This is a genomic window from Aeromonas sp. FDAARGOS 1418, from assembly GCF_019048585.1.
Taxonomy (GTDB): Bacteria; Pseudomonadota; Gammaproteobacteria; order Enterobacterales; family Aeromonadaceae; genus Aeromonas; species Aeromonas caviae.
Genome location: NZ_CP077387.1, coordinates 975665 through 994755 on the forward strand (window position 1 = coordinate 975665; position 19091 = coordinate 994755).

Consider the following 19091-nt stretch of genomic DNA (forward strand, 5'->3'; position numbering starts at 1 on the left):
CTCTCACAATCACTAAAGGAGCCATTGGCTCCTTTAGTGATAAAGGATCTTGCATACTAGATATGCCATTATTTCTGAACAGGCCTTTCTTAACTTAACATTATTGACTATTCGTCGAGCGGACTCTCCAGTGTTCTAAGGCAAATCAGGCCACCTTTTCTGAACCTGGCAGCCGCAAATAGTGTTTCAATATCAAATTCCCTCATCCCATAATTTTTTGGGCCAGGGTCTGCAACAACGGCGATACCTGAAACGTAGTCGGTGATTACAACAGCATGACCAAGATCTACCTCATCATTACCATATAACCTTCCTGCACTGAGACAACATATCAACCTGCTGCCAGCTGATAGCTCTCCTATTAATAGCTCTTCAAATCGCCATTCTTCATAATCATTGGCTTTAAAATATTCGAAACAGTATTTATCACCAATGGAAAGATCATCCAGTAGCTTGTTAAGTGTTGCTGTCTGTATCCTGGTACCAATGTTTATATCATTGTCATCATCAGTGACTACACCCAGATATCTCCCAACCGAGTCCTGCTCTAATGATGGCAGTATGTCTTGAAGAATCATGCAGATACAAGCAGGCACGCAGTGGTAAGGCAATGCCTGTATAACATTATTCATCAGCTTTTTTTCCTGCACACTGACGACTTATTTCTTCTATCAGCTTGTGTTCAGGATCGACCCAGCTCAGCGGTTTGATGACTTTACCATCACTGTTGAACCTTGGCTCACCATTTTCCCATAGTTTAGACATGTTCGCATCGTGAACTATCTTAAATAGTCCGTCTGGTCTCACTCCCATTTCAACTAAAGTGCCCAAAGCGAAATATATGAGATCAATCATTGCATCTGCTTGTTCTACAACTGTCTCTGATGCTACAAATTCATCAATCTCTTCCAGCATCCATTTGTATCTTGCTTGAACCCTTTCCGCAGGGAGCATATTAGGCTGCTCTTTATGGGGATGTGAAAATGCAACATGAAAATCACGAACCATGTCCCACTCTTTGTTCATATTATGAATCCTCAGCTATTATTGATTAATAGGCCACGCGATCGAGCACTATCAACTATGGCATTAATCGCTCGACGAACTTTAACCTGATGAAAATAGTTACTATCGTTTTCACACTCCGTTTTGAGCGCCATTATATCAGATTTTATATCCTCATCCAAATCGATAACTCTGAACAGTTGTAAGCCTTTCCGATTAAACTTCTCATCTATTTCTTTTGGGCTCAAGTCTGTATCTGCTCTGAATATGGTCAGCACATGAGAAATAGGGGAGATATACTGGAGACTATTTTTTTCGATAGTAGTGTTTAGTATTTCTGCAGCATTGATTAGAGAGGAGCCTCCAGAACAGTTGCAATCTATAATAGCCCCATTAAGCTCTCTATCACTGACCTTAGCCCGTTCGATAAGGAGATTCAAGCCTTCAATATTGGCATTATTCATCATGTTGGGATTTTTCCCACGAAGTCGAGAGCGATCTGCATCTGGCTTTACTATTAATAGTTGACAATCACCTATTTCCTTACACAACTCCTTAACAAAAGTCGGATTGCCCAGTTTTGGTACGACAATGAAATCAAATGGCTTTGTCTTCTTATATATCTCAGTATACAACCCATATAATATTCTCACCATCTCTTTACACTGAACATCATCTAGTGATGCATCCATGGTATTTATATAATATGAAGATTTAGTTGGTGTTTTCGAACCATATACGAGCGGATGCTCGTGCTTATATATATGCTTAGAAATAAATATTATTAACTTTTCTATGTCGGAAGAAGGTCGGAGAATGCTGTGCCTAACAGCAGGATTAATTATATTAAGCCGGTTCATTGTATGAGTGCTTCCTAGACCGACAGCGGTTAATGTCTCCTTCACTGCCTCTTTTATTTGTTTATCTGGTGCATCACCATATATCCATGAAGAAATATACGGTAGTTTCTTAAAGACCCCGAAAGACTTCAGTATTTCTCTTAAAGAACTAAGAAATAGTAGTAGAAGAATCAGCTGTACAAGAATCATGTCAAAAGTCATGCTACTGATCTTATTGATTAGTTCATTCATGGCGATCCTCGCTCATAGAAGAGATCAGTTCTGCATCACTCAGAAATGCCTGCCCGCCCACGCTGGAAATATATGATATGATTTTCTCTGTTTTCTCTCTATCATTGTAAACCAACCAAGTCGGTTTGCTAGGGAGCCATGATACCTTTCTCTCAAACACATGCTCAGGATAATCTGACGCTATTCTATTGGAAAAATCTGATTTACCATCTAGATATAAATCACCAACCATGAAATTCTTAGTTATTTTATTAGTATCATCTATTATTGAAATATATTCATCAAGGCTTATAAATGGAAGAACTGGCTTGATGTTTACACTGGTAAGAATATTATTCTTGCTCAGGCTTTCCAATGAAATGAGGCGATTCCTATAAGATGAGGTGCCAGACTCGAAAAGATCTATGTGATTCTTGTTGGTAATCGAAATACTGAATTTTAATCGTCCACCTAGTTCCCTTAGTGAGGTATCTAAGTCTACGAGGAAAGAGATGTCTCTAGATGTGAGACGCCTTTTACTAGAAAAGCTGACTACCGGTTTTTGGTAATTTTTAACTTGAGCGAGTATTTTATTGATGTAAGCCAGATCTATATGTGGCTCTGAATCACAACATGGATAGATGATAGTAGAGTCGACATTGCCTATAGATTCCACCTTCATATTTCTGATTAACTCTCTATCTGAGTCAAAACATGCGAACTCCGAGAAACAGTAGCTACATTTAAAAGGACATTTCTTTTCGCCACTCATGAAGAGTCTTGTCTTTTCCATATATAGGGTTCTTGATTATGCGTCTTATGGTGAGTTTGGTTGTTGACCTAGTGACATTATCACAAATGAAAAGGAAAAACGGAATCTGGGACACCCATCTTTCTGGCAGAAGGCGCAGCTGGTAATGCTACGCCCTGTTTATTAGGTGAAGATATCGGATCACTTGACCAACTTGCTCTCTATCACCCCTTGCTTTCCTTCCTCCTCACTGACCTGACTCAGCTTGGAGCGGGCCATCAGCAGGCCCATCTTGACCTCCTGCCAAACGCAGCAGTTTTTGCCCGCCTCGGCACTAAGAGTCTGGGTGGCGTCGTTCTCCGACCTGTAAGAGATGCGGCTGCCCGGTGCACTCTGTTTTGGTTGGAAGAAAGGCAAATAAAGGTTCGCATGAGGCTTTGTTGCCGGGCAACCACTCAAACCGCCACCGGTGTGACGGGATTCAATATTTTGGCAATTAACGGACATGGCGTACCGCTTTGACGCTCAAACCAGCCAAGGCATACTGCCCCGTCACCAGATGGGAGTCATTGATGTCTAAGTGGATACCGACACTGCGCCGACTGAGGTTGTGGTTGTTACGAAAAACGGCGCTGGCACTGCTGGCCAGCCTGCTGTTTATTATCTCGTTTACCCTGTTCCAGTACGCTTCTTGGTGGCCAACGCTGACAGACAATGCATTCCTTGTGTGGGGCGGCTCCTATCAAGGAAATACCTTTGCGGAGTTGATCCCGGCCATGCTGGAGTTCAGCGCCGTGCTTGCTTGTGCCTTCTGGCCGCTGTTTTTGCTGACGCCCCGCCCGCTGTTGATGCCGCTCTTTGCCGGGCTCTGGTTGTGGCAGACCTATGACATCGCCTTTATGACGGCAACCGCGTCGACCTGGCTGCCCCACGAGATCATCCAAACCTTTATCCTGCTTCACTCCCATTGGCTGCTGCTCACCCTGCTGGCGCCGCTGCTGCTGATCCGCCAGCTCGGCAGGCGGCTATTTGCTGATACATCGGCAACACAGGCAGGGGGCGTCATCCTGGACGACGGACGGTAGCCAGAGGGAGCGATTGATTACGCGATCGTCCGATGACGCTTCGCTAATCGAACCTACATGCCGCATACAGCGCATACAGTTGGGTATCGGCGTTTCGCCCGAGAGGCAAAAAAACCAAGCTCCCGCCTGTCGGGCTCACCGCAACTGAAACGCCTTGACGAGATATTCGATAAAGAGCCGCACGTTGCGGGACTGCTCCTTGTGGAAGGGGTAGACGGCGAAGAGGGCGTGGGGGTCGGGTTGCCAGTCGGGGAGCAGTCTGACCAGGGTGCCGTCCGACAGGTCGTTCGACACGAATTCATCCGGTACCAGGATCACCCCGAGCCCCTGCACCGCCGCCTGTTTCAGGGCGATGCCGTTGTTGGCGCAGAAGCTGGCGGGGGGCAGCTCCACCGCCACGCTTTCCGCGTCCCGGGTGAAGAACCACTTGTTGGGGGAGGAGGAGAGGCTGTAGCGCAGGCAGTTGTGGGCCTTGAGATCCGCCGGGTGGGCGGGCTGGCCCGCCTCCTTCAGGTAATCGGGGGCGGCGCAGAGCACCCGCTGCACCTCGCACAGGGGTTTGGCGCGCAGGGTGGAGTCCTCCAGGGTGCCAGCCCCCCGGATCACCACGTCCAGCCCCTGATCCACCAGATCCATGTAGGCGTCGCTCAGGATCACCTCGATGCCGATTTCCGGGTAGCGGCGCTGGAATTCGCAGACAAGGGGGTTGAGGCGGATCAGCCCGTAGGACATGGGCATGCCGATCCTCAGCCTGCCCCTGGGGGTGAAGGAGGCGGCCATGATGGACTGGTCGGCGGCCTCCAGGCTGTCCAGCACGGCGCATATCTGGCCGTAATAGGCCATGCCCGATTCGGTGACGCTCAGCCGCCGGGTGGTGCGGTTGATGAGGGCGATGCCGAGAAAGGCCTCCAGCTCGTTGATGTTCTTGCTGACCGCCGCCTGGGAGAGGCGCAGGTCGTCCGCCGCCGCCCTGAAGGTGCCCATTTCCACCACCCGGCGAAAGACGTTCAGCGCCGTGATCTTGTTCATCCTGCCCCCGTTAATTCACTACTGGTAAATGATGGCGCCATCATTGCGCACTTTTATCACAATAGTGCGGATCCCCGGGGTGTCCACCCCCCATCCCCCGCCAGACAGAGAGTTGCCCGCGGTAGAGCGGCCCGGATCATGGCCCTCCGGGGCGTGGCGGGCCCGGCAGAGACGCAGACGAAAGAGAGGCGATGGGCCCCGGGCACCCCGGCCCGTGACGGCAGGCATAAAAGCAGGCGGCAGGGCCCGGGCCCCGCCGCCAGATGGCACGCACCGGCTTACTGCACCTTGCCGGGGGCGGGGGGCAGGGTGATGCCGACATCGGCCCAGGGGTTGGTGCCGAGCAACTGGGCGTGGGGCACGTCCGCCTGGTAGCGCATGGTGAATGCCTTTGGACCGTGGGCGAAGGCCACCAGCAGTCCCTGTTTTGCATCCATCAGCCCGGCGTGCATGCCGAGCCCGTGGTAGCTGACTCGCACCGCCTTGTCCTCCAGGCCCACCTTGTCTATCTGGAAGCGGGCGATGCTGCCGTCTTTGAGGGTAAAGCCCCAGCGGAACGGCCCGCCGCTGACCACCGTCATCACCTCGTCGATGTCGGTGCCGTCCTCGGCGGAGTTGACGTGCATGCGGCCATATTTGCCGAGCACGGCGCTGCGGGTGCGCTCGTCCAGCGCCATCAGGTCATAGACCTTGGGGTAGGGGCCGACGCCTGTCTCCTCGGTGGCGACGCCGCCCCCTTGCACTGCGGGCGCGCGCCCTGCGAGCCTGGCCTGTTCCAGCAGCTCCCCCTGACTCAGGTTGAAGGCCGCAATCAGGGCGCCGTGCTCCGCTTTGGTCAGGGCGCGGCGGTGAGAGGCTTCAAGCAGCGGCCTGGCGGCCTCGGGAATGTCGACGGTGACCACGTTGACGCCGATGGGGTTGAGCGCGTTGTTGACCGCTTCGACGCCGGTCACGGCGGGGCGGCCATCGCTGAACTGCACCGAGACGATGTCACCGGCGAAGGTGTTGAAAGAGAAGGCCGAGGCGAGGGTGCCGGCCAGCAACGGGATAGGGGTGAGTTTCATACAAGACTCCTCGTTAAGGTTCGAGAAGCAGTCTAGGGCGGTGATGTGTTCACTGAAATGACACTCGGATGATATGAAAATTCACTGACAGTAATGAATCGTGGGGATCAGGGTCGTCGGCCCGCCCTGGGGGAGCGTGCCCTCTGCCAGAGGGTGTGAGCCCGGTTGACGCAACGGGGCCCGGCTTGTGGTATGACTCGGGGCGTCACCAAACAGAACCTGTCGGAGGACGAGACAATGCTGGCGTTGATCACCACGGCGCACCACACCTGTTATCCCAATCCCATCGCCTTTCGGGCCGGAGAGCGGGTGCGCATCGGCCACGAGGACGACGAGTTTCCGGGCTGGGTGCGCACCTTTACCGCAGACGGCAACGAGGGGTGGGCGCCCCTGTCCCTGCTGACCCCGATCGGCGCCAGGGAGGCGCAGGCGCGCCAGGACTATACCGCCCGGGAGCTGGACGTGGCGGCGGGGGAGCGGGTTCGAGTGGATCGGGAGCTGGCAGGCTGGCTCTGGGTTCACAACGAAGCGGGGCAATCAGGCTGGATCCCAGCCAGCTGCATCGCCTCGCCCTCATAAGGTGGCAGCGGCTCGGAGAAGGAGTAGAGCGGAGAGAGAAACCCGGCCAGCGACGGACGTGCGGCCGGGTGAATTGTAAAGAGTAGGGTGACGGAAAACGGGATCAGCCTAGTCTAATCAACTCGATGGGGGCGTAGCGCTCCTGGCTGTTTGTCAGCAGCACGCACTTCTCATGTTCCGCCTCATAGGGGGTCAGGTTGTCGGTGTGCGCCTCCTTGAGGGTGTCGACCGCGCCGGTGGCGGCAATCATCACCCGTTGGCCCAGGGTCAGCACATTGCGGTTTCGATCGTAGATCTTCATGGCATTCTCCTTGTGGGATGGGTGCCCCGGCCCGTGCCGGGGCAACGGGCTCCAGACTACGCCCCTCGAAAAACGAGATGCCTGTCACAGATCAAAAAAAGGGGAAAGAGGGACGCGGTGCGGCGACGGGGCGCGGCGCTCTGGTCTCGCTGCCTGCCGGTGATCGCCACTGCCTGTCGCAGGGCAAGGAGGACGCCCTCGCTTTTCATCCCCTCGGGCTCGAACTGCAAGGGGGATGCGCTATAGTGGAGCCGCTCGTTTTACTGCCTTCAACCAACCGAGAGTGCATTATGAATCGTGATATCGCAGCCCAGTTCATCAAGATGCTGACCAACCTGGACCAGTGTCTGGCCAAGGCCGAGGCCCACGCCGAGGCGAAGAAATTCAACGTGGACAACTTCTTCAATGAGCGCCTCATCGTCGACATGCTGCCCCTGAGCAAGCAGGTGCTGATCTGCTGTGACAGCGCCCGCGCCGTGGTGGCCACCGCCAGCCTGAGCGAGCCGCCGGTGCTGGGGGATGATCCCAAGACCATGGCGGATCTGCGCGCCCACGTGGCCAAGACCATCGCCTACCTGCAAGGCAAGCTGGACGCCGATTTCAGCCAGTATGCGAGCGGCCACTACTACCCCTACTGGGCCGGTGGCAAGGGGATGGACGGCCACAGCTGCGTCCACGAGTACGGCATCCCGAACTTCTACTTCCACCTCACCATGACCTATGCCCTGCTGCGCCAGGCCGGGGTGGATCTGGGCAAGCGGGATTACCTGGGCGGTCTGAACCTGCAATAAACCGCGCTTCAGCGACGACAAAGCCTGCCCCCTGGCAGGCTTTGTCGTTTTCGGCCCGGCTCAGCGCCCCAGGTTGTCGGCCAGTTGTTTGGCGCGACTTGCGGCCCACTGATCGATCATCTTCTCCATCTCCTCGGCGGTGATGGGGGAATCCTTGTGGGTGGTGTCCGGGCTCTCGCGAGCGTCCATCACCCGCACCAGCAGCTTGCCGCTCTGGGCGTCGAGCAACTGGGCCATGCTGCCCACCCTGAGCAGATAGGGCTCCTTGCCTATTACCTCGCGGGTGACGTTGATGGCGATCTTGGCGGGCAGCAGATCCCGCAGCTTGGGGTCGGGCCGGGTCAGGTCGAAGTTGGTGATGGCCGCCTGCACCCGCATCACGCCGGGACCGGGTTCGGTAGCCATCTTGACGCCGTGGCTCATCAGCTCCCGCTGGAAGGTGGCGTGGTAGTAGCGGCCGATCTCGTTCTGCTCGTTGGCGGTCAGCAGATACCACTGGCCGTTCTCCTGGCGGATGAACTGCAAGGGATCGAGCAGCACCTGATGGTACTGGCGCAGATCCACGCCGGGCTCCTTGTAGATGCGCTGGTTGGGGTTGCTCTCGCTTTGCTGGAAGGCCGTCAGCGGGATCGCCTGCAGGCTGTGGGTGACCTGGTTCTTCACGGCGCACCCGCCCAGCAGGGCGGCGGCCATGGTCATCATCAAGACTCGTTTCATGGGGGCTCCTGGCGGTGGATGGTCGCTGCAAGAACGCAGCCCGCCCTGCCCACAGAGATACCTGATCAGGCCCCTCTCTCACAAGGGGTATCTATGCGGGGGCCACCGGGGGAGCCCCCGTGTCGGGTCACTCGGCGGGGATCTCGGGCTCCACCAGGGTGGCGAGCTGCATCAGGGACTCCTGCCAGCCGAGGTAGCACATCTCCACCGGGATGACCGCCGGGATACCCGCCTGTTCGATGGCGAGATCGGTGCCGCACAGCACCTGGGTGAGGGTGATGGTGACCTGCATCTCCCCCGGCAGGTTGGGGTCGTCGAAGCGGTCGGTGTAGCGGATGCGCTTGCCCGGCTCCAGCGCGAGATACTCGCCGCCGAAGGCGTGGGTGTGGCCGCTGGCGAAGTGGGTGAACGACATCCTGAACTGGCCGCCGACCCTGGCATCCAGCGCCGCCACCTTGCAGGTGAAGCCATGGGGGGGCAGCCATTTGGCCAGGGCGTCCGGCTCGATAAAGGCCTGGTATACCCGCTGTGGCGGGGCCTTGAGTACGCGATGCAGGGTGACTGTGTTCATGGGGGACTCCTCTTGGTGGCAACAGGGACGGGTCGCAGCAAGGATAGCCGTCATCCCCGTGGCCTGCGGGGGTGCGTCGCCTCCTTTCGCCTGCAGAGAGGATTTTTCGTTTTCTCTTCAAGGAGTTGATCAAGATAGAGGTTATTGTCACCGTTCGCTCATATAATCGCCGCCATGCAAGCGACTCGGAAGGATTCGATGACACAGCTGATGGCGGCCCTGCTGGGGCTGTTTTACGCCAGCCTGATCTGGGCGGCGCCCGTCCCCTTCGTGACGGCCCCCGGCCCCCATGCCACGCAGGGGAGGCTGGAGCCCCTGCTCTCCTGGTTCTCGGGGGAGTTTTCCAGCCAGGAGCAGGCCACCTTCGATGCCCGCTTCACCAGCGCCGAGCTGCGGCTGGTGGAGATCTGGCCCGGGGAGGGCCCCTTCCGCTGGGTCTATGCGGAGCAGTTTCTGACCGAGCGGGCGCAGCGACCGTTTCGCCAGCGCATCTACCGCCTCTCCTCCCTGCCCGATGGCCGCATCCTGATGGCCGAACTGACCATGCCGAGGGCCACGGATTTTGCCGGCGCCTGGCGTCGGCCCGAGCTGCTCGACTCCCTCACCCCGCAGCAACTCTCCCTGCGCGAAGGGTGCGAGATCTGGCTGACCCGCCAGCCGAGCGGGGAGTACAAGGGGCAGACCCGGGTCGGGCACTGCGCCACCGATTTTGGCGGTGCCACCACCCTGGTGCAGTACCTCTGGATCGGCCCGGACAGTGTCCGGTTGCTGGACAGGGCCTATGACAACGGTGCCCATCAGCGCTGGGGCAGCCCGGGGGAGGGTTACGTCTACCTGCGCAAGGGGATGCGGCGCGGGGAGTAGTCGCGCCGTCCGTCAAGGCCCCTCCCTGCTTGCCGCCAACAAGGACGTGCCGGTCAGGCCGCTGGCCAGTGCCCTTGCAGATCCACCAGGATGGAGAGGCTGACCGCGCCAAACAGCAGGCCCGTCATCAGGTTGAGCGGGCGCTGGATGCGGCCGAGCAGGTGCTGGGCGCGGGGAGTGGAGAGGCTCCAGGCCAGGGCGCTGAACCAGACGAGGGAGAGCAGGAACAGCTCCAGGATCAGCAATCCCCGGGTCAGGCCATCCACCTGGGGTGTCACCATGGCGGCCAGCAGCCCCATGAAGAACAGCATCGCCTTGGGGTTGAGCAGATTGGTGGCCAGCCCGCTCTTCACCCCCTTGCGCCAGCCCGGCCGCTCGCCTCCGGCGCGCAGCGCCAGATCCCCGCTTCCCTGCCAGGCCGCCTTCAGCGCCCCCCAGCCCAGCCAGCCCAGATAGAGGGCACCCACCAGTTTCACGGCGAGAAAGAGCCAGGGCTGGCTTGCGATCAGCAGGCTGATGCCGGTCAGGCTCAGGGTGGCGTGGAGCAGGATGGCGAGCGCGATGCCAAGGGCCGCTCCGAGGGCGGTGGGCCTGTGCAGGCTGGTGCGCAGGATGAGTGCGAAATCCGGGCCCGGGCTCGCCAGAGCGACGAGGTGGACGAGACCCAGGGTCAGAAACAGGCTGGTGAACATAAAAGACCTCCGACAGCGGTATGGAGGTGACAGCATGGGGCAGGACGGGGGACGGGAGATTGTAAAAGATTGCAGCGGCGGTGATTCAGGCGGGCAGCATCTGCTGGCGATACTCCGCCGGGGTGAGCCCGAACGCCTGGCGAAAACCGTGGTGGAAGTGGCTCTGATCGAAGAAGCCCACCGCCAGTGCCACTTCGCTCACCGGCAGACCGCTGCCGAGCAGGCGCTTGCCCTGTTCGAGGCGCAGCCGCTTGAGCCAGGCATAGGGGGTCATGCCGGTCTTCTTCTTGAACTGACGCAGGAAGGCGAAGCGATCCAGCCCGAACAGGGCGGCCAGGTCCTCCAGGGTGTGGCGCTCGTCCAGCCGGGCCAGCAGATGGTCGCGCAGGAACCTGAGCTGGGGATCCGCCAGGGCGTGGCGCTCGGGGGCGAGCCGGAACAGTTCGCCCAGCAGGGCCAGCAACTGGCTCTCCGCCAGCAGGCCGTCGGGGGCAGGGCCGTCCAGGTGCATGTGCAGGCGGGCAAAGCCCTGATAGAGGTCGGGGCGGCTCTGCAATCCCTGGTGGAAAAAGGGCTCGGGGTGTTCCGGCAGCCAGCGGGCCAGCTGCTCGGGGGCGATGGAGAAGACCCGCACCTCGTACCCTTCCGGCAGCAGGCTGAGGCCGTCGTGCATCTCGTCCGGGTTGACGGTGGAGAGTTCGCCGCGCACCAGGTTGTGGCTGTTCCCCTTGTGGATGAACTTCTGGCCGCCCCGCTGCACCAGACCGATGTGGTAGTCCAGATGCACGTGGCGGCCATAGCTGAACTCCCTGTGGTGGGAGTGGGAGAGTTCAACCCCCGGCAGCAGCCGGGATTGCCAGTAGTGGATGCGGGATTGGGGTGCGTTCATCCCCTATTGATACCCCGAAAGCGGCCCCTTGGCTTGTAGATTATTGCGCCGGCGCCTCAGCCGGCCTCCTGGCGCCGCTTGCCGCTGCGCAGGCCATCCAGGCTGAACAGCACCAGGGCGCTCCAGATGCAGCCAAAGGTGATCATCTTGTCCAGCGCCAGCGCCTCGCCATACAGGGTCACCGCCAGGATGAACATCAGGCTGGGGCCTATGTACTGGAAGAAGCCCAGGGTGGAGAGCTTGAGCCGGGTGGCCGCTGCGGTGAAGCAGAGCAGGGGGGCCGTGGTGACGGCGCCCGCGGCGATGAGCAGCAGGTTCAGGTGCCAGTCATTCTGGGTGAGGTGGCTGGTGGGGCTGTCGGCGATGCCCCACAGATAGAAGGCGGCCGGCGGCAGCATGATCAGGGTCTCGATGAGCAGGCCGGTGAGGGCGTCCAGGGCCAGTTTCTTGCGAATGAGGCCGTAGATGGCGAAGCTCGAGGCCAGCACCAGGGCTATCCAGGGCAGGGAGCCGAAGGCGATGAGCTGGACGGCGACACCGACAAAGGCGAGCCCTACCGCCCACCACTGCAGGCGGCGCAGCTTCTCGCTCAGAAACACCATGCCGAGCAGCACGTTGAACAGGGGGTTGATGTAGTAGCCCAGGCTCGCATCCAGCATGTGGCCGTTGTTGATGGCCCAGATGAACAGCAGCCAGTTGCCGCCGACGGTGACGGAGGTGAAGGCCAGAGTGAGCAGCACCTTGGGCTGGCGCAGCACCGCCTGCACCTTGTGCCACTGGCGTCCGAGCAGCACCAGCACCATCAGCAGGGCGCAGGACCAGATCATGCGGTGGGTCAGGATCTCGGCGGCCGGCACGGCGGAGAGGGACTTGAAGTAGATGGGTGCCAGGCCCCAAAGGGTGTAGGCGCCGAGGGCATAGAGGACGCCCTGGCGCTGGATCTGTTGTTGCATGCGGATAACCTTCACTGGAGTGCGGATGTCGGGAAACATCGCAAAAAGTCAGTGTAGCGATCCTTTTGCAGGGAAAGAAGACAATAAATGGGTCTGACGGGATTTTAACAGCAGGAGCGACTTCAGCGACCGCCCCCGCGGCGGATCTTCTCCACGTCCATCAGCAGCCACAGCATGAGGGCGATGGCGGAGATCCAAGGGCCCCAGGTGACATAGGCTTCCCCCTGACCCAGCACGAAGAACAACAGCGGCAGTCCCACCACCAGAAACAGTACACTTCCCAGAAAAAACAGCATTTTTATCTTTAAATTTAATGGCTTGCTATTTGACGATTATATCGATTGAGCGAGGGGATAAAAGAGTAAAAATGAGAAAGGGGGATTTCTCCCCCTGTTTTGTTGATAAGCGTCATTTATGACGTTATTCGAGCTGGATCCAGGTGCTTTTCAGCTCGGTGTACTTCTCCAGGGCGTGCAGGGACTTGTCGCGCCCGTTGCCGGACTGCTTGAAGCCGCCAAACGGCATGGTCATGTCGCCGCCATCCCAGTTGTTGACGAAGACGGTGCCGGCGCGCAGGGCGCGGGAGCCCTTCACCGCCTTGTTGAGATCCGCCGTCCAGATCGCCGCGGCCAGGCCGTAGTCGGTGTCGTTGCCAAGGGCGATGGCCTCTTCCAGGGTGTCGAAGCCGGTCACCGCCAGCACGGGGCCGAAGATCTCCTCGCGGAAGATGCGCATCGTCGGGGTCACGTCGTCAAAGATGGTGGGTTCGATGTAGTAGCCGCCCTCCTCGGACTGGGTGCGCTTGCCCCCCAGCAGCAGCTTGGCGCCCTCCTGCTGGCCGATGGCGATGTAGTTGAGCACCTGCTCCATCTGGATGTGGTCCACCATGGCGCCGATGCGGGTGGTGGGGTCGAGCGGGTTGGCCGAGATCCACTCCCGGGCGTGGGCCAGCAGCCGCTCCATGAACTGGGGCTTGATGCTGTTTTGCACCAGCAGGCGGGAGGCGGCGGTGCACACTTCCCCCTGGTTGTAGAAGATGGCGCCGACGGCGCTTCTGGCGGCGGCGTCCAGATCCGGTGCATCCGCCAGCACGATGTTGGGGCTCTTGCCGCCGCACTCCATGAAGGCGCGCTTGAGGTTGGACTTGCCGGAGCACTGCACCAGATGCTTGCCGATCTTGGTGGAGCCGGTGAAGGTGATGCAGTCGACGTCCATGTGCATGGCCAGCGCCTCGCCCACGGTGTGACCAAAGCCCGGCAGCACGTTGAAGACACCGTCGGGGATGCCCGCCTCCTTCGCCAGACCCGCGATGCGCAGGGCGGTGAGGGGGGATTTCTCGGAGGGTTTGAGGATCACCGAGTTGCCGGTGGCGAGCGCCGGCCCCAGCTTCCAGCATGCCATCACCAGGGGGAAGTTCCAGGGCACGATGGCAGCCACGACACCGAGGGGCTCACGGGTCACCAGGGCCAGGGCGGACTCTTCCACCGGGGCGACCTGATCGTAGATCTTGTCTATCGCCTCGGCGTTCCAGGCGATGCAGTTCGCGGCGGCGGGGGCGTCATACCCCATGGCGTCGCCGATGGGCTTGCCCATATCCAGCGACTCCAGCAGTGCCAGCTCCACCAGGTTCAGGCGCATCAGCTCGGCGAAGCGCTGCATGATGAGCTTGCGCTGCTTGGGGGAGAGGCCGCACCAGCGCTTGTCGTCGAAGGCGGCACGGGCCGCCTTGACCGCCAGCTCGGCATCGGCGGCGTCGCAGGAGGCGACCCTGGTCAGCAGTTGGCCGTTGGCCGGATTGATGCAATCGAAGGTGGCGCCGTTGACGGCATCCCGGTAGGTGCCGTCGATAAAGGCTTGCGAGGGCAGGGTCAGATGGGCGGCCTTGTGTTGCCACTGGGCCAGGGTCAGGTCACTCATGTTCACTCCTTGAACCGGCAGAAAGTCAGTCTCCGCGTATCAATATGCTAAACATCCTGCCGCTTGTAAATCCATCTTGTAACAATTCATTAAACACTGACCCCGAACAACCCGGGCCAACGGCGGGGCAAACCGGGCGCCCTGGCCTGTGGTGTCGGGGGTCGCGCGGCGGGGCGGGAGCCCGTGTCGCGGGCCTGATCCCCGGGTCGGGCAGGGGTGGATCCCGGCGGGCTGTTCCGAGAGAAGGCCCGTCAAAAGCTGGCGGGCGTGTTGGCCGAGATCAGCACGCACTCCTGATCCCCCACGTTGCGAAAACGGTGGGGGGTGCGGCTGTCGAAGTAATAGCCATCCCCCGGTGCCAGCAGGTGAACCTGCTCGCCCACGGTGACTTCTACCTGACCCCGGATGACGATGCCGCACTCTTCCCCTTCGTGACTCAGCATGTCGTCACCGGTGTCGGCGCCCGGGGGCAGTATCTCCTGCATCATGCCGATGGCGCGGTTGGCGCGGCTGTGACCCACCAGACGGTAGCTGATGGGGTGGGTGCCGAGATCCGGCATGTCGTCCGCACGGAAGATCACCTCGGAATCCATCTCCGTCTCGTCGGTGAAGAAGCTGGCCAATGACATGGGGATGCCTTCCAGCACCTTGCGCAGGGAGGCCACCGAGGGGCTCACCTGATTTTTCTCGATCTGGGAGATAAAGCCGTTGGTCACACCGGAGCGTTTTGCCAGCTCGCGCTGGGAGAGGGCCGCCTTGGTGCGAACCGCCTTGAGGCGGTGACCGATATCCATCGATAGACACTCCTTGACTGTTTACTATTATTAAAATTGTGTTAAATATCTTATACCACCCCTGAGGGGTGACACCAAGCCGGGCGATAAAAGCCCTTTTTTATGGATTCAGGTGTTTAATTTAATAGGCATGAGCCGGGTGTTACTAAACGCCTTAAGGATGAGGTGACCATGAAACCTGTCAGCGACATCAATACCCCCGACATGTCCGCATTCTGGATGCCGTTCACCGCCAACCAGCAGTTCAAGGCGGCGCCGCGCATCCTGAAGTCGGCAGAGGGGATGTATTATCACTCAGAGGATGGCCGCAAGATACTGGATGGCACTGCCGGACTCTGGTGTTGCAACGCAGGCCATGGTCGGCGCGAGATCGCCGAGGCGGTCTCCCAGCAGATCTCCCACCTCGATTTTGCCCCCACCTTCCAGATGGGCCACCCCCTGCCGTTCGAGCTGGCCAACCGGCTGGTGGAGATCGCCCCCAAGGGATTCGGTCACGTCTTCTATACCAACTCCGGATCGGAGTCCGTGGACACCGCGCTCAAGATTGCGCTGGCCTGGCAGCGGGCTCGCGGCCAGGGGACCCGTACCCGGCTCATCGGCCGCGAGCGCGGCTACCACGGGGTGGGTTTTGGCGGCATCTCGGTGGGGGGCATTCCCGGCAACCGCAAGTGGTTCGGCTCCCTGCTGACCGGGGTGGATCATCTGCCCCACACCCTCAATATAGGGAAAAATGCGTTCACCAAGGGGTTGCCAGCAGAAGACCTCGCCCTGGCCGATGAACTGGAGAAGATTGTCTTCCTGCACGACGCCAGCAACATCGCGGCGGTCATCGTCGAGCCCATCGCCGGCAGCACCGGGGTCATCATGCCCCCCAAGGGCTATCTCAAGCGGCTGCGGGAGATCTGTACCAAACACGGCATCCTGCTGATTTTTGACGAGGTGATCACCGGTTTCGGCCGCCTCGGCTCCCCCTTCGCCGCCCAGGAGTTCGACGTCATCCCCGATATGATCACTTGTGCCAAGGGGCTCACCAACGGCGCCATCCCCATGGGGGCCGTGCTGGTACAGAACCACATCTATGACGACATGATGGCGGCGGGCAAGGGGGCCATCGAGCTGTTTCACGGCTACACCTACTCCGGCCACCCGGTGGCCGCGGCGGCGGGTCTGGCCACCCTCGAGATCTACCGTAACGAGAACCTGCTCAGCCGCGCCGCCGATCTGGCAGGCTACTGGGAGGAGGCGGCCCATTCTCTCAAGGGCTGCAAGCACGTGAAGGATGTGCGCAACTACGGCCTGGTGGCGGGCATCGAGCTCGAATCCATGCCCGATGCACCGGGCAAGCGGGCCTACGAGGTGTTCGTGCGCTGTTTCGAGAAGGGGGCGCTTATCCGGGTGACCGGCGACATCATCGCCCTGTCGCCGCCCCTCATCATCGAGCGCAGCCAGATCGACGATCTCTTCACCCTGCTGCAGGACGCCCTGCAGGCCCAGGACTGACCCCCACATCACACAGGATGGCGCTCGTCCCGGGCGTCATCCCCCTGTGCTGCCCCGGCGCGGCGAGGGGAGGACGGATGACCCATCACGGAGGATTTATGAGTTACAGGATCGACAACTTCATCGACGGCGAGACGACCGAGAGTCGCAGCGTGCGTTTCGGTGCCATCTTCAATCCGGCCACCGGCCAGCAGCAGGGCTCCGTCGTTCTCAGCACGGCCGACGAGTGTGCCGAGGCGATTGCCTGCGCCGAGCGCGCCTTTGGGGAGTGGTCCCAGACCCCGCCGCTGGTGCGGGCCCGGGTGCTGTTTCGCTTCAAGGAGCTGATGGAGCAGCACAGGGACGAGCTGGCCCAGCTCATCAGCCGCGAGCACGGCAAGGTCTTCTCCGACGCCCAGGGGGAGCTGACCCGGGGGCTGGAGGTGGTGGAGTTTGCTTGCGGCATTCCCCACCTGCTCAAGGGGGAGCACTCTCTCAACGTGGGCCGCGGGGTGGACAGTCACTCCATGATGCAGCCGGTGGGGGTCTGCGCCGGCATCACCCCGTTCAACTTCCCTGCCATGGTGCCGCTCTGGATGTTCCCGGTGGCCCTGGCCTGCGGCAACACCTTCATCCTCAAGCCCTCGGAGAAGGATCCGTCCCTCTCCCTGCGCATGGCCGAACTGCTCAAGCAGGCGGGCCTGCCGGACGGGGTGCTCAACGTGGTCAACGGCGACAAGGAGGTGGTGGATGTGCTGCTGACCGACCCGAGGGTCGGTGCCGTGTCGTTTGTCGGCTCCACCCCCATCGCCCAGTACATCTATGCCACCGCCTCGGCCCACGGCAAGCGTGTGCAGGCCTTGGGCGGCGCCAAGAACCACATGGTGGTCATGCCGGATGCCAATCTGGATCAGGCGGTTTCCGCCCTGATGGGGGCCGCCTATGGCGCGGCGGGCGAGCGTTGCATGGCGATCTCGGTGGCCGTGGTGGTGGGTGACGAGACCGCCGATGCCCTGGTGGCGAAGCTCTCGCCCCTGGTGGCGGCCCTGCGGGTGGGCCCCGGTCTCGGTCAGAGTCCGGAGAACGAGATGGGACCCCTCATCAGCCAGGAACACCTGGCCAAGGTGCGCGGCTACGTGGATCAGGGGGTGGCCGAGGGGGCCGAGCTGGTGGTGGATGGTCGGGGCCTGAGCCATGGCGAGGGCTACTTCATCGGGGGCAGCCTGTTCGATCGGGTCGGCCCCGAGATGCGCATCTACCGGGAGGAGATCTTCGGCCCCGTGCTCGCCATCGTGCGGGCCCCGGACTACGAGACGGCCCTGCGCCTCATCAACGAACACGAGTACGGCAACGGCACCGCCATCTTCACCGGTGACGGAGATACCGCAAGGGACTTCACCACGCGGGTTCAGGTCGGTATGGTAGGGGTGAACGTTCCCATTCCGGTGCCCATGGCGTTTCACAGCTTCGGTGGCTGGAAACGGTCCATCTTCGGGCCGCTCAACATGCACGGGCCGGATGGGGTGCGCTTCTACACCCGGATGAAGACGGTGACCGCCCGCTGGCCCCAGAGCCTGCGCGCCGGCGCCGAGTTCTCCATGCCGACCATGAAGTGAGCCACCGGCTCGCTGCCATGGCTTTAATCTCTTGCCCCCGCAGGCCGCCGGTCTGCGGGGGCGCTTCTGTCAAGGAGTAACAGATGCGACTGGGTATTCTCGATTGTGACCGGCTGGACCCCGATTTGGTGGGGGATTTTGGTCCCGTTTACTCCGAGATGTTTATCAAGGGTTTCCGGGCGTTGGCCCCCGAGCTGGAATTTCGGGTCTGGTCCGCCCTCGACGGCGATCTGCCCCCGGATCTGACCGAATGCGATGCCTGGCTCATCACCGGCTCGCGTCACGATGCCTACAGTGACATCCCATGGATCCTGGCGCTGCGCGACTGGATCCGCCGGGCCCACGATGCCAACGTCAAGCTGGCCGGGGTCTGCTTCGGCCATCAGGTGATCGCCCAGGCGCTGGGAGGGGAGGTGATGAAGTCCACCAAGGGGTGGGGGCTGGGGGTGTCGGTCCATGCCATGCAGACGACAAAACCCTGGATGGCGCCGGGGCTGGACACCATCCGCATCCTGGCAAGCCACCAGGATCAGGTGGAGCAGCTTCCGCCGGGGGCGACCCTGCTCGCGGGCAACGACTTCTGCCCCAACTTCATGTTCCTGCAGGGGGATCACATCGTCGCCATCCAGGGGCACCCGGAATTCTCGGTGGCGTACAACCGGGCCCTGATCGAGCGGCGACGGGACAGGCTGCCCGATGCACATTACCAGAGCAGTCTCTCTTCCCTGGAAGGGGAGGTGGATTCCGCCACCATGATGCAGTGGCTGCTGCAGTTCCTCGGCATCCTGCCGATCGGGGCTGACGCGCGCTGAACCCTGTTTGTCATATCCACCGCGCTGATGCTAGATTTTGTAGCAAAATGAAGGATCAAGCGGCGATATGCCCAGTCCGGATGATACACTGGCCGCCATTTTTGGCGGCCTG

The 19091-nt window shown here is 60.1% G+C and carries 22 protein-coding genes and 1 pseudogene; 7 read left to right on the plus strand and 16 right to left on the minus strand.

The features are described from left to right. Window positions 1-107 precede the first annotated feature (107 nt). From I6L48_RS04630 to I6L48_RS20950, 5 genes and pseudogenes are all read right to left on the minus strand, one after another. Window positions 108-632 (minus strand): hypothetical protein, encoded by a 525-nt coding sequence (locus tag I6L48_RS04630; protein ID WP_216987817.1) that lies wholly within the window; start codon window positions 630-632, stop codon window positions 108-110. Beyond that, on the minus strand, window positions 625-1026 hold the full coding sequence (locus I6L48_RS04635; protein ID WP_216987818.1) for a hypothetical protein: 402 nt from the start codon (window positions 1024-1026) through the stop codon (window positions 625-627). Before I6L48_RS04635 ends, I6L48_RS04630 begins: the two co-directional genes overlap by 8 nt. Before the next feature lie 11 nt (window positions 1027-1037). After that, a complete protein-coding gene (locus I6L48_RS04640) occupies window positions 1038-2096 on the minus strand; it encodes a hypothetical protein (RefSeq protein ID WP_216987819.1) in 1059 nt (352 codons plus the stop codon). Next, complete coding sequence (locus tag I6L48_RS04645; RefSeq protein WP_216987820.1) at window positions 2089-2757, minus strand: hypothetical protein; 669 nt, start codon at window positions 2755-2757, stop codon at window positions 2089-2091. The genes I6L48_RS04640 and I6L48_RS04645 overlap by 8 nt, the downstream gene beginning before the upstream one ends. A gap of 270 nt (window positions 2758-3027) precedes the next feature. Continuing rightward, window positions 3028-3225: pseudogene (locus tag I6L48_RS20950) on the minus strand (hypothetical protein); the annotation flags it as partial. A 173-nt stretch (window positions 3226-3398) separates the two neighbouring features. Here I6L48_RS20950 and I6L48_RS04655 point away from each other — a divergent pair. Beyond that, complete coding sequence (locus I6L48_RS04655; protein ID WP_216987821.1) at window positions 3399-3911, plus strand: hypothetical protein; 513 nt, start codon at window positions 3399-3401, stop codon at window positions 3909-3911. Window positions 3912-4046: 135 nt separating this feature from the next. Here I6L48_RS04655 and I6L48_RS04660 read toward each other — a convergent pair whose 3' ends face one another. Both I6L48_RS04660 and I6L48_RS04665 read right to left on the minus strand, forming a co-directional pair. Beyond that, a complete protein-coding gene (locus tag I6L48_RS04660; protein WP_216987822.1) occupies window positions 4047-4940 on the minus strand; it encodes a LysR family transcriptional regulator in 894 nt (297 codons plus the stop codon). A gap of 278 nt (window positions 4941-5218) precedes the next feature. Beyond that, complete coding sequence (locus tag I6L48_RS04665) at window positions 5219-6004, minus strand: hypothetical protein (RefSeq protein WP_216987823.1); 786 nt, start codon at window positions 6002-6004, stop codon at window positions 5219-5221. 237 nt (window positions 6005-6241) lie between these two features. Between I6L48_RS04665 and I6L48_RS04670 the strand changes: the two genes are divergently transcribed. After that, window positions 6242-6583 (plus strand): SH3 domain-containing protein, encoded by a 342-nt coding sequence (locus I6L48_RS04670; protein ID WP_216987824.1) that lies wholly within the window; start codon window positions 6242-6244, stop codon window positions 6581-6583. A gap of 103 nt (window positions 6584-6686) precedes the next feature. Here the strand turns inward: I6L48_RS04670 and ydfZ are convergent, their stop codons facing one another. After that, a complete protein-coding gene (gene ydfZ / locus I6L48_RS04675; protein WP_010672483.1) occupies window positions 6687-6884 on the minus strand; it encodes a putative selenium delivery protein YdfZ in 198 nt (65 codons plus the stop codon). 290 nt (window positions 6885-7174) lie between these two features. On the opposite strand from ydfZ, the gene I6L48_RS04680 reads away from it, so the two are divergent. Next, window positions 7175-7675: a DUF1993 domain-containing protein gene (locus tag I6L48_RS04680; protein ID WP_041212145.1), complete on the plus strand. Its 501-nt coding sequence runs from the start codon at window positions 7175-7177 to the stop codon at window positions 7673-7675. A gap of 60 nt (window positions 7676-7735) precedes the next feature. Here I6L48_RS04680 and I6L48_RS04685 read toward each other — a convergent pair whose 3' ends face one another. After that, window positions 7736-8392, minus strand: a complete 657-nt coding sequence (locus tag I6L48_RS04685; RefSeq protein WP_216987825.1) for a DUF3313 domain-containing protein — start codon at window positions 8390-8392, stop codon at window positions 7736-7738. A 127-nt stretch (window positions 8393-8519) separates the two neighbouring features. Continuing rightward, window positions 8520-8963: an SRPBCC family protein gene (locus tag I6L48_RS04690; protein ID WP_042882233.1), complete on the minus strand. Its 444-nt coding sequence runs from the start codon at window positions 8961-8963 to the stop codon at window positions 8520-8522. Between the two features lie 198 nt (window positions 8964-9161). On the opposite strand from I6L48_RS04690, the gene I6L48_RS04695 reads away from it, so the two are divergent. Next, complete coding sequence (locus I6L48_RS04695) at window positions 9162-9827, plus strand: chromophore lyase CpcT/CpeT (RefSeq protein ID WP_216987826.1); 666 nt, start codon at window positions 9162-9164, stop codon at window positions 9825-9827. 53 nt (window positions 9828-9880) lie between these two features. Here the strand turns inward: I6L48_RS04695 and I6L48_RS04700 are convergent, their stop codons facing one another. The 6 genes from I6L48_RS04700 to I6L48_RS04725 form a co-directional block, all read right to left on the minus strand. Further along, on the minus strand, window positions 9881-10519 hold the full coding sequence (locus I6L48_RS04700; RefSeq protein ID WP_010672488.1) for a LysE family translocator: 639 nt from the start codon (window positions 10517-10519) through the stop codon (window positions 9881-9883). Window positions 10520-10604: 85 nt separating this feature from the next. Then, window positions 10605-11408 carry an AraC family transcriptional regulator gene (locus tag I6L48_RS04705; RefSeq protein WP_010672489.1) on the minus strand — a complete coding sequence of 268 codons (804 nt, stop codon included), beginning with the start codon at window positions 11406-11408 and terminating at the stop codon, window positions 10605-10607. Between the two features lie 56 nt (window positions 11409-11464). Beyond that, window positions 11465-12361 (minus strand): EamA family transporter RarD, encoded by an 897-nt coding sequence (gene rarD / locus I6L48_RS04710; protein WP_010672490.1) that lies wholly within the window; start codon window positions 12359-12361, stop codon window positions 11465-11467. 122 nt (window positions 12362-12483) lie between these two features. Further along, window positions 12484-12657: a hypothetical protein gene (locus I6L48_RS04715; protein ID WP_010672491.1), complete on the minus strand. Its 174-nt coding sequence runs from the start codon at window positions 12655-12657 to the stop codon at window positions 12484-12486. Window positions 12658-12781: 124 nt separating this feature from the next. After that, window positions 12782-14278, minus strand: a complete 1497-nt coding sequence (locus I6L48_RS04720; RefSeq protein WP_216987827.1) for an aldehyde dehydrogenase — start codon at window positions 14276-14278, stop codon at window positions 12782-12784. 251 nt (window positions 14279-14529) lie between these two features. Continuing rightward, window positions 14530-15072 (minus strand): cupin domain-containing protein, encoded by a 543-nt coding sequence (locus I6L48_RS04725; protein WP_010672493.1) that lies wholly within the window; start codon window positions 15070-15072, stop codon window positions 14530-14532. A 171-nt stretch (window positions 15073-15243) separates the two neighbouring features. Here I6L48_RS04725 and I6L48_RS04730 point away from each other — a divergent pair, with 171 nt between their 5' ends. The 3 genes from I6L48_RS04730 (at window position 15244) to I6L48_RS04740 (ending at window position 18979) form a co-directional block, all read left to right on the plus strand. Then, complete coding sequence (locus I6L48_RS04730) at window positions 15244-16572, plus strand: aspartate aminotransferase family protein (RefSeq protein ID WP_216987828.1); 1329 nt, start codon at window positions 15244-15246, stop codon at window positions 16570-16572. A 98-nt stretch (window positions 16573-16670) separates the two neighbouring features. After that, entirely contained in the window at window positions 16671-18167 is a 1497-nt protein-coding gene (locus tag I6L48_RS04735) for a CoA-acylating methylmalonate-semialdehyde dehydrogenase (protein ID WP_216987829.1), read from the plus strand. 83 nt (window positions 18168-18250) lie between these two features. Next, window positions 18251-18979 (plus strand): glutamine amidotransferase, encoded by a 729-nt coding sequence (locus I6L48_RS04740; protein WP_010672496.1) that lies wholly within the window; start codon window positions 18251-18253, stop codon window positions 18977-18979. Window positions 18980-19091: the final 112 nt, after the last annotated feature.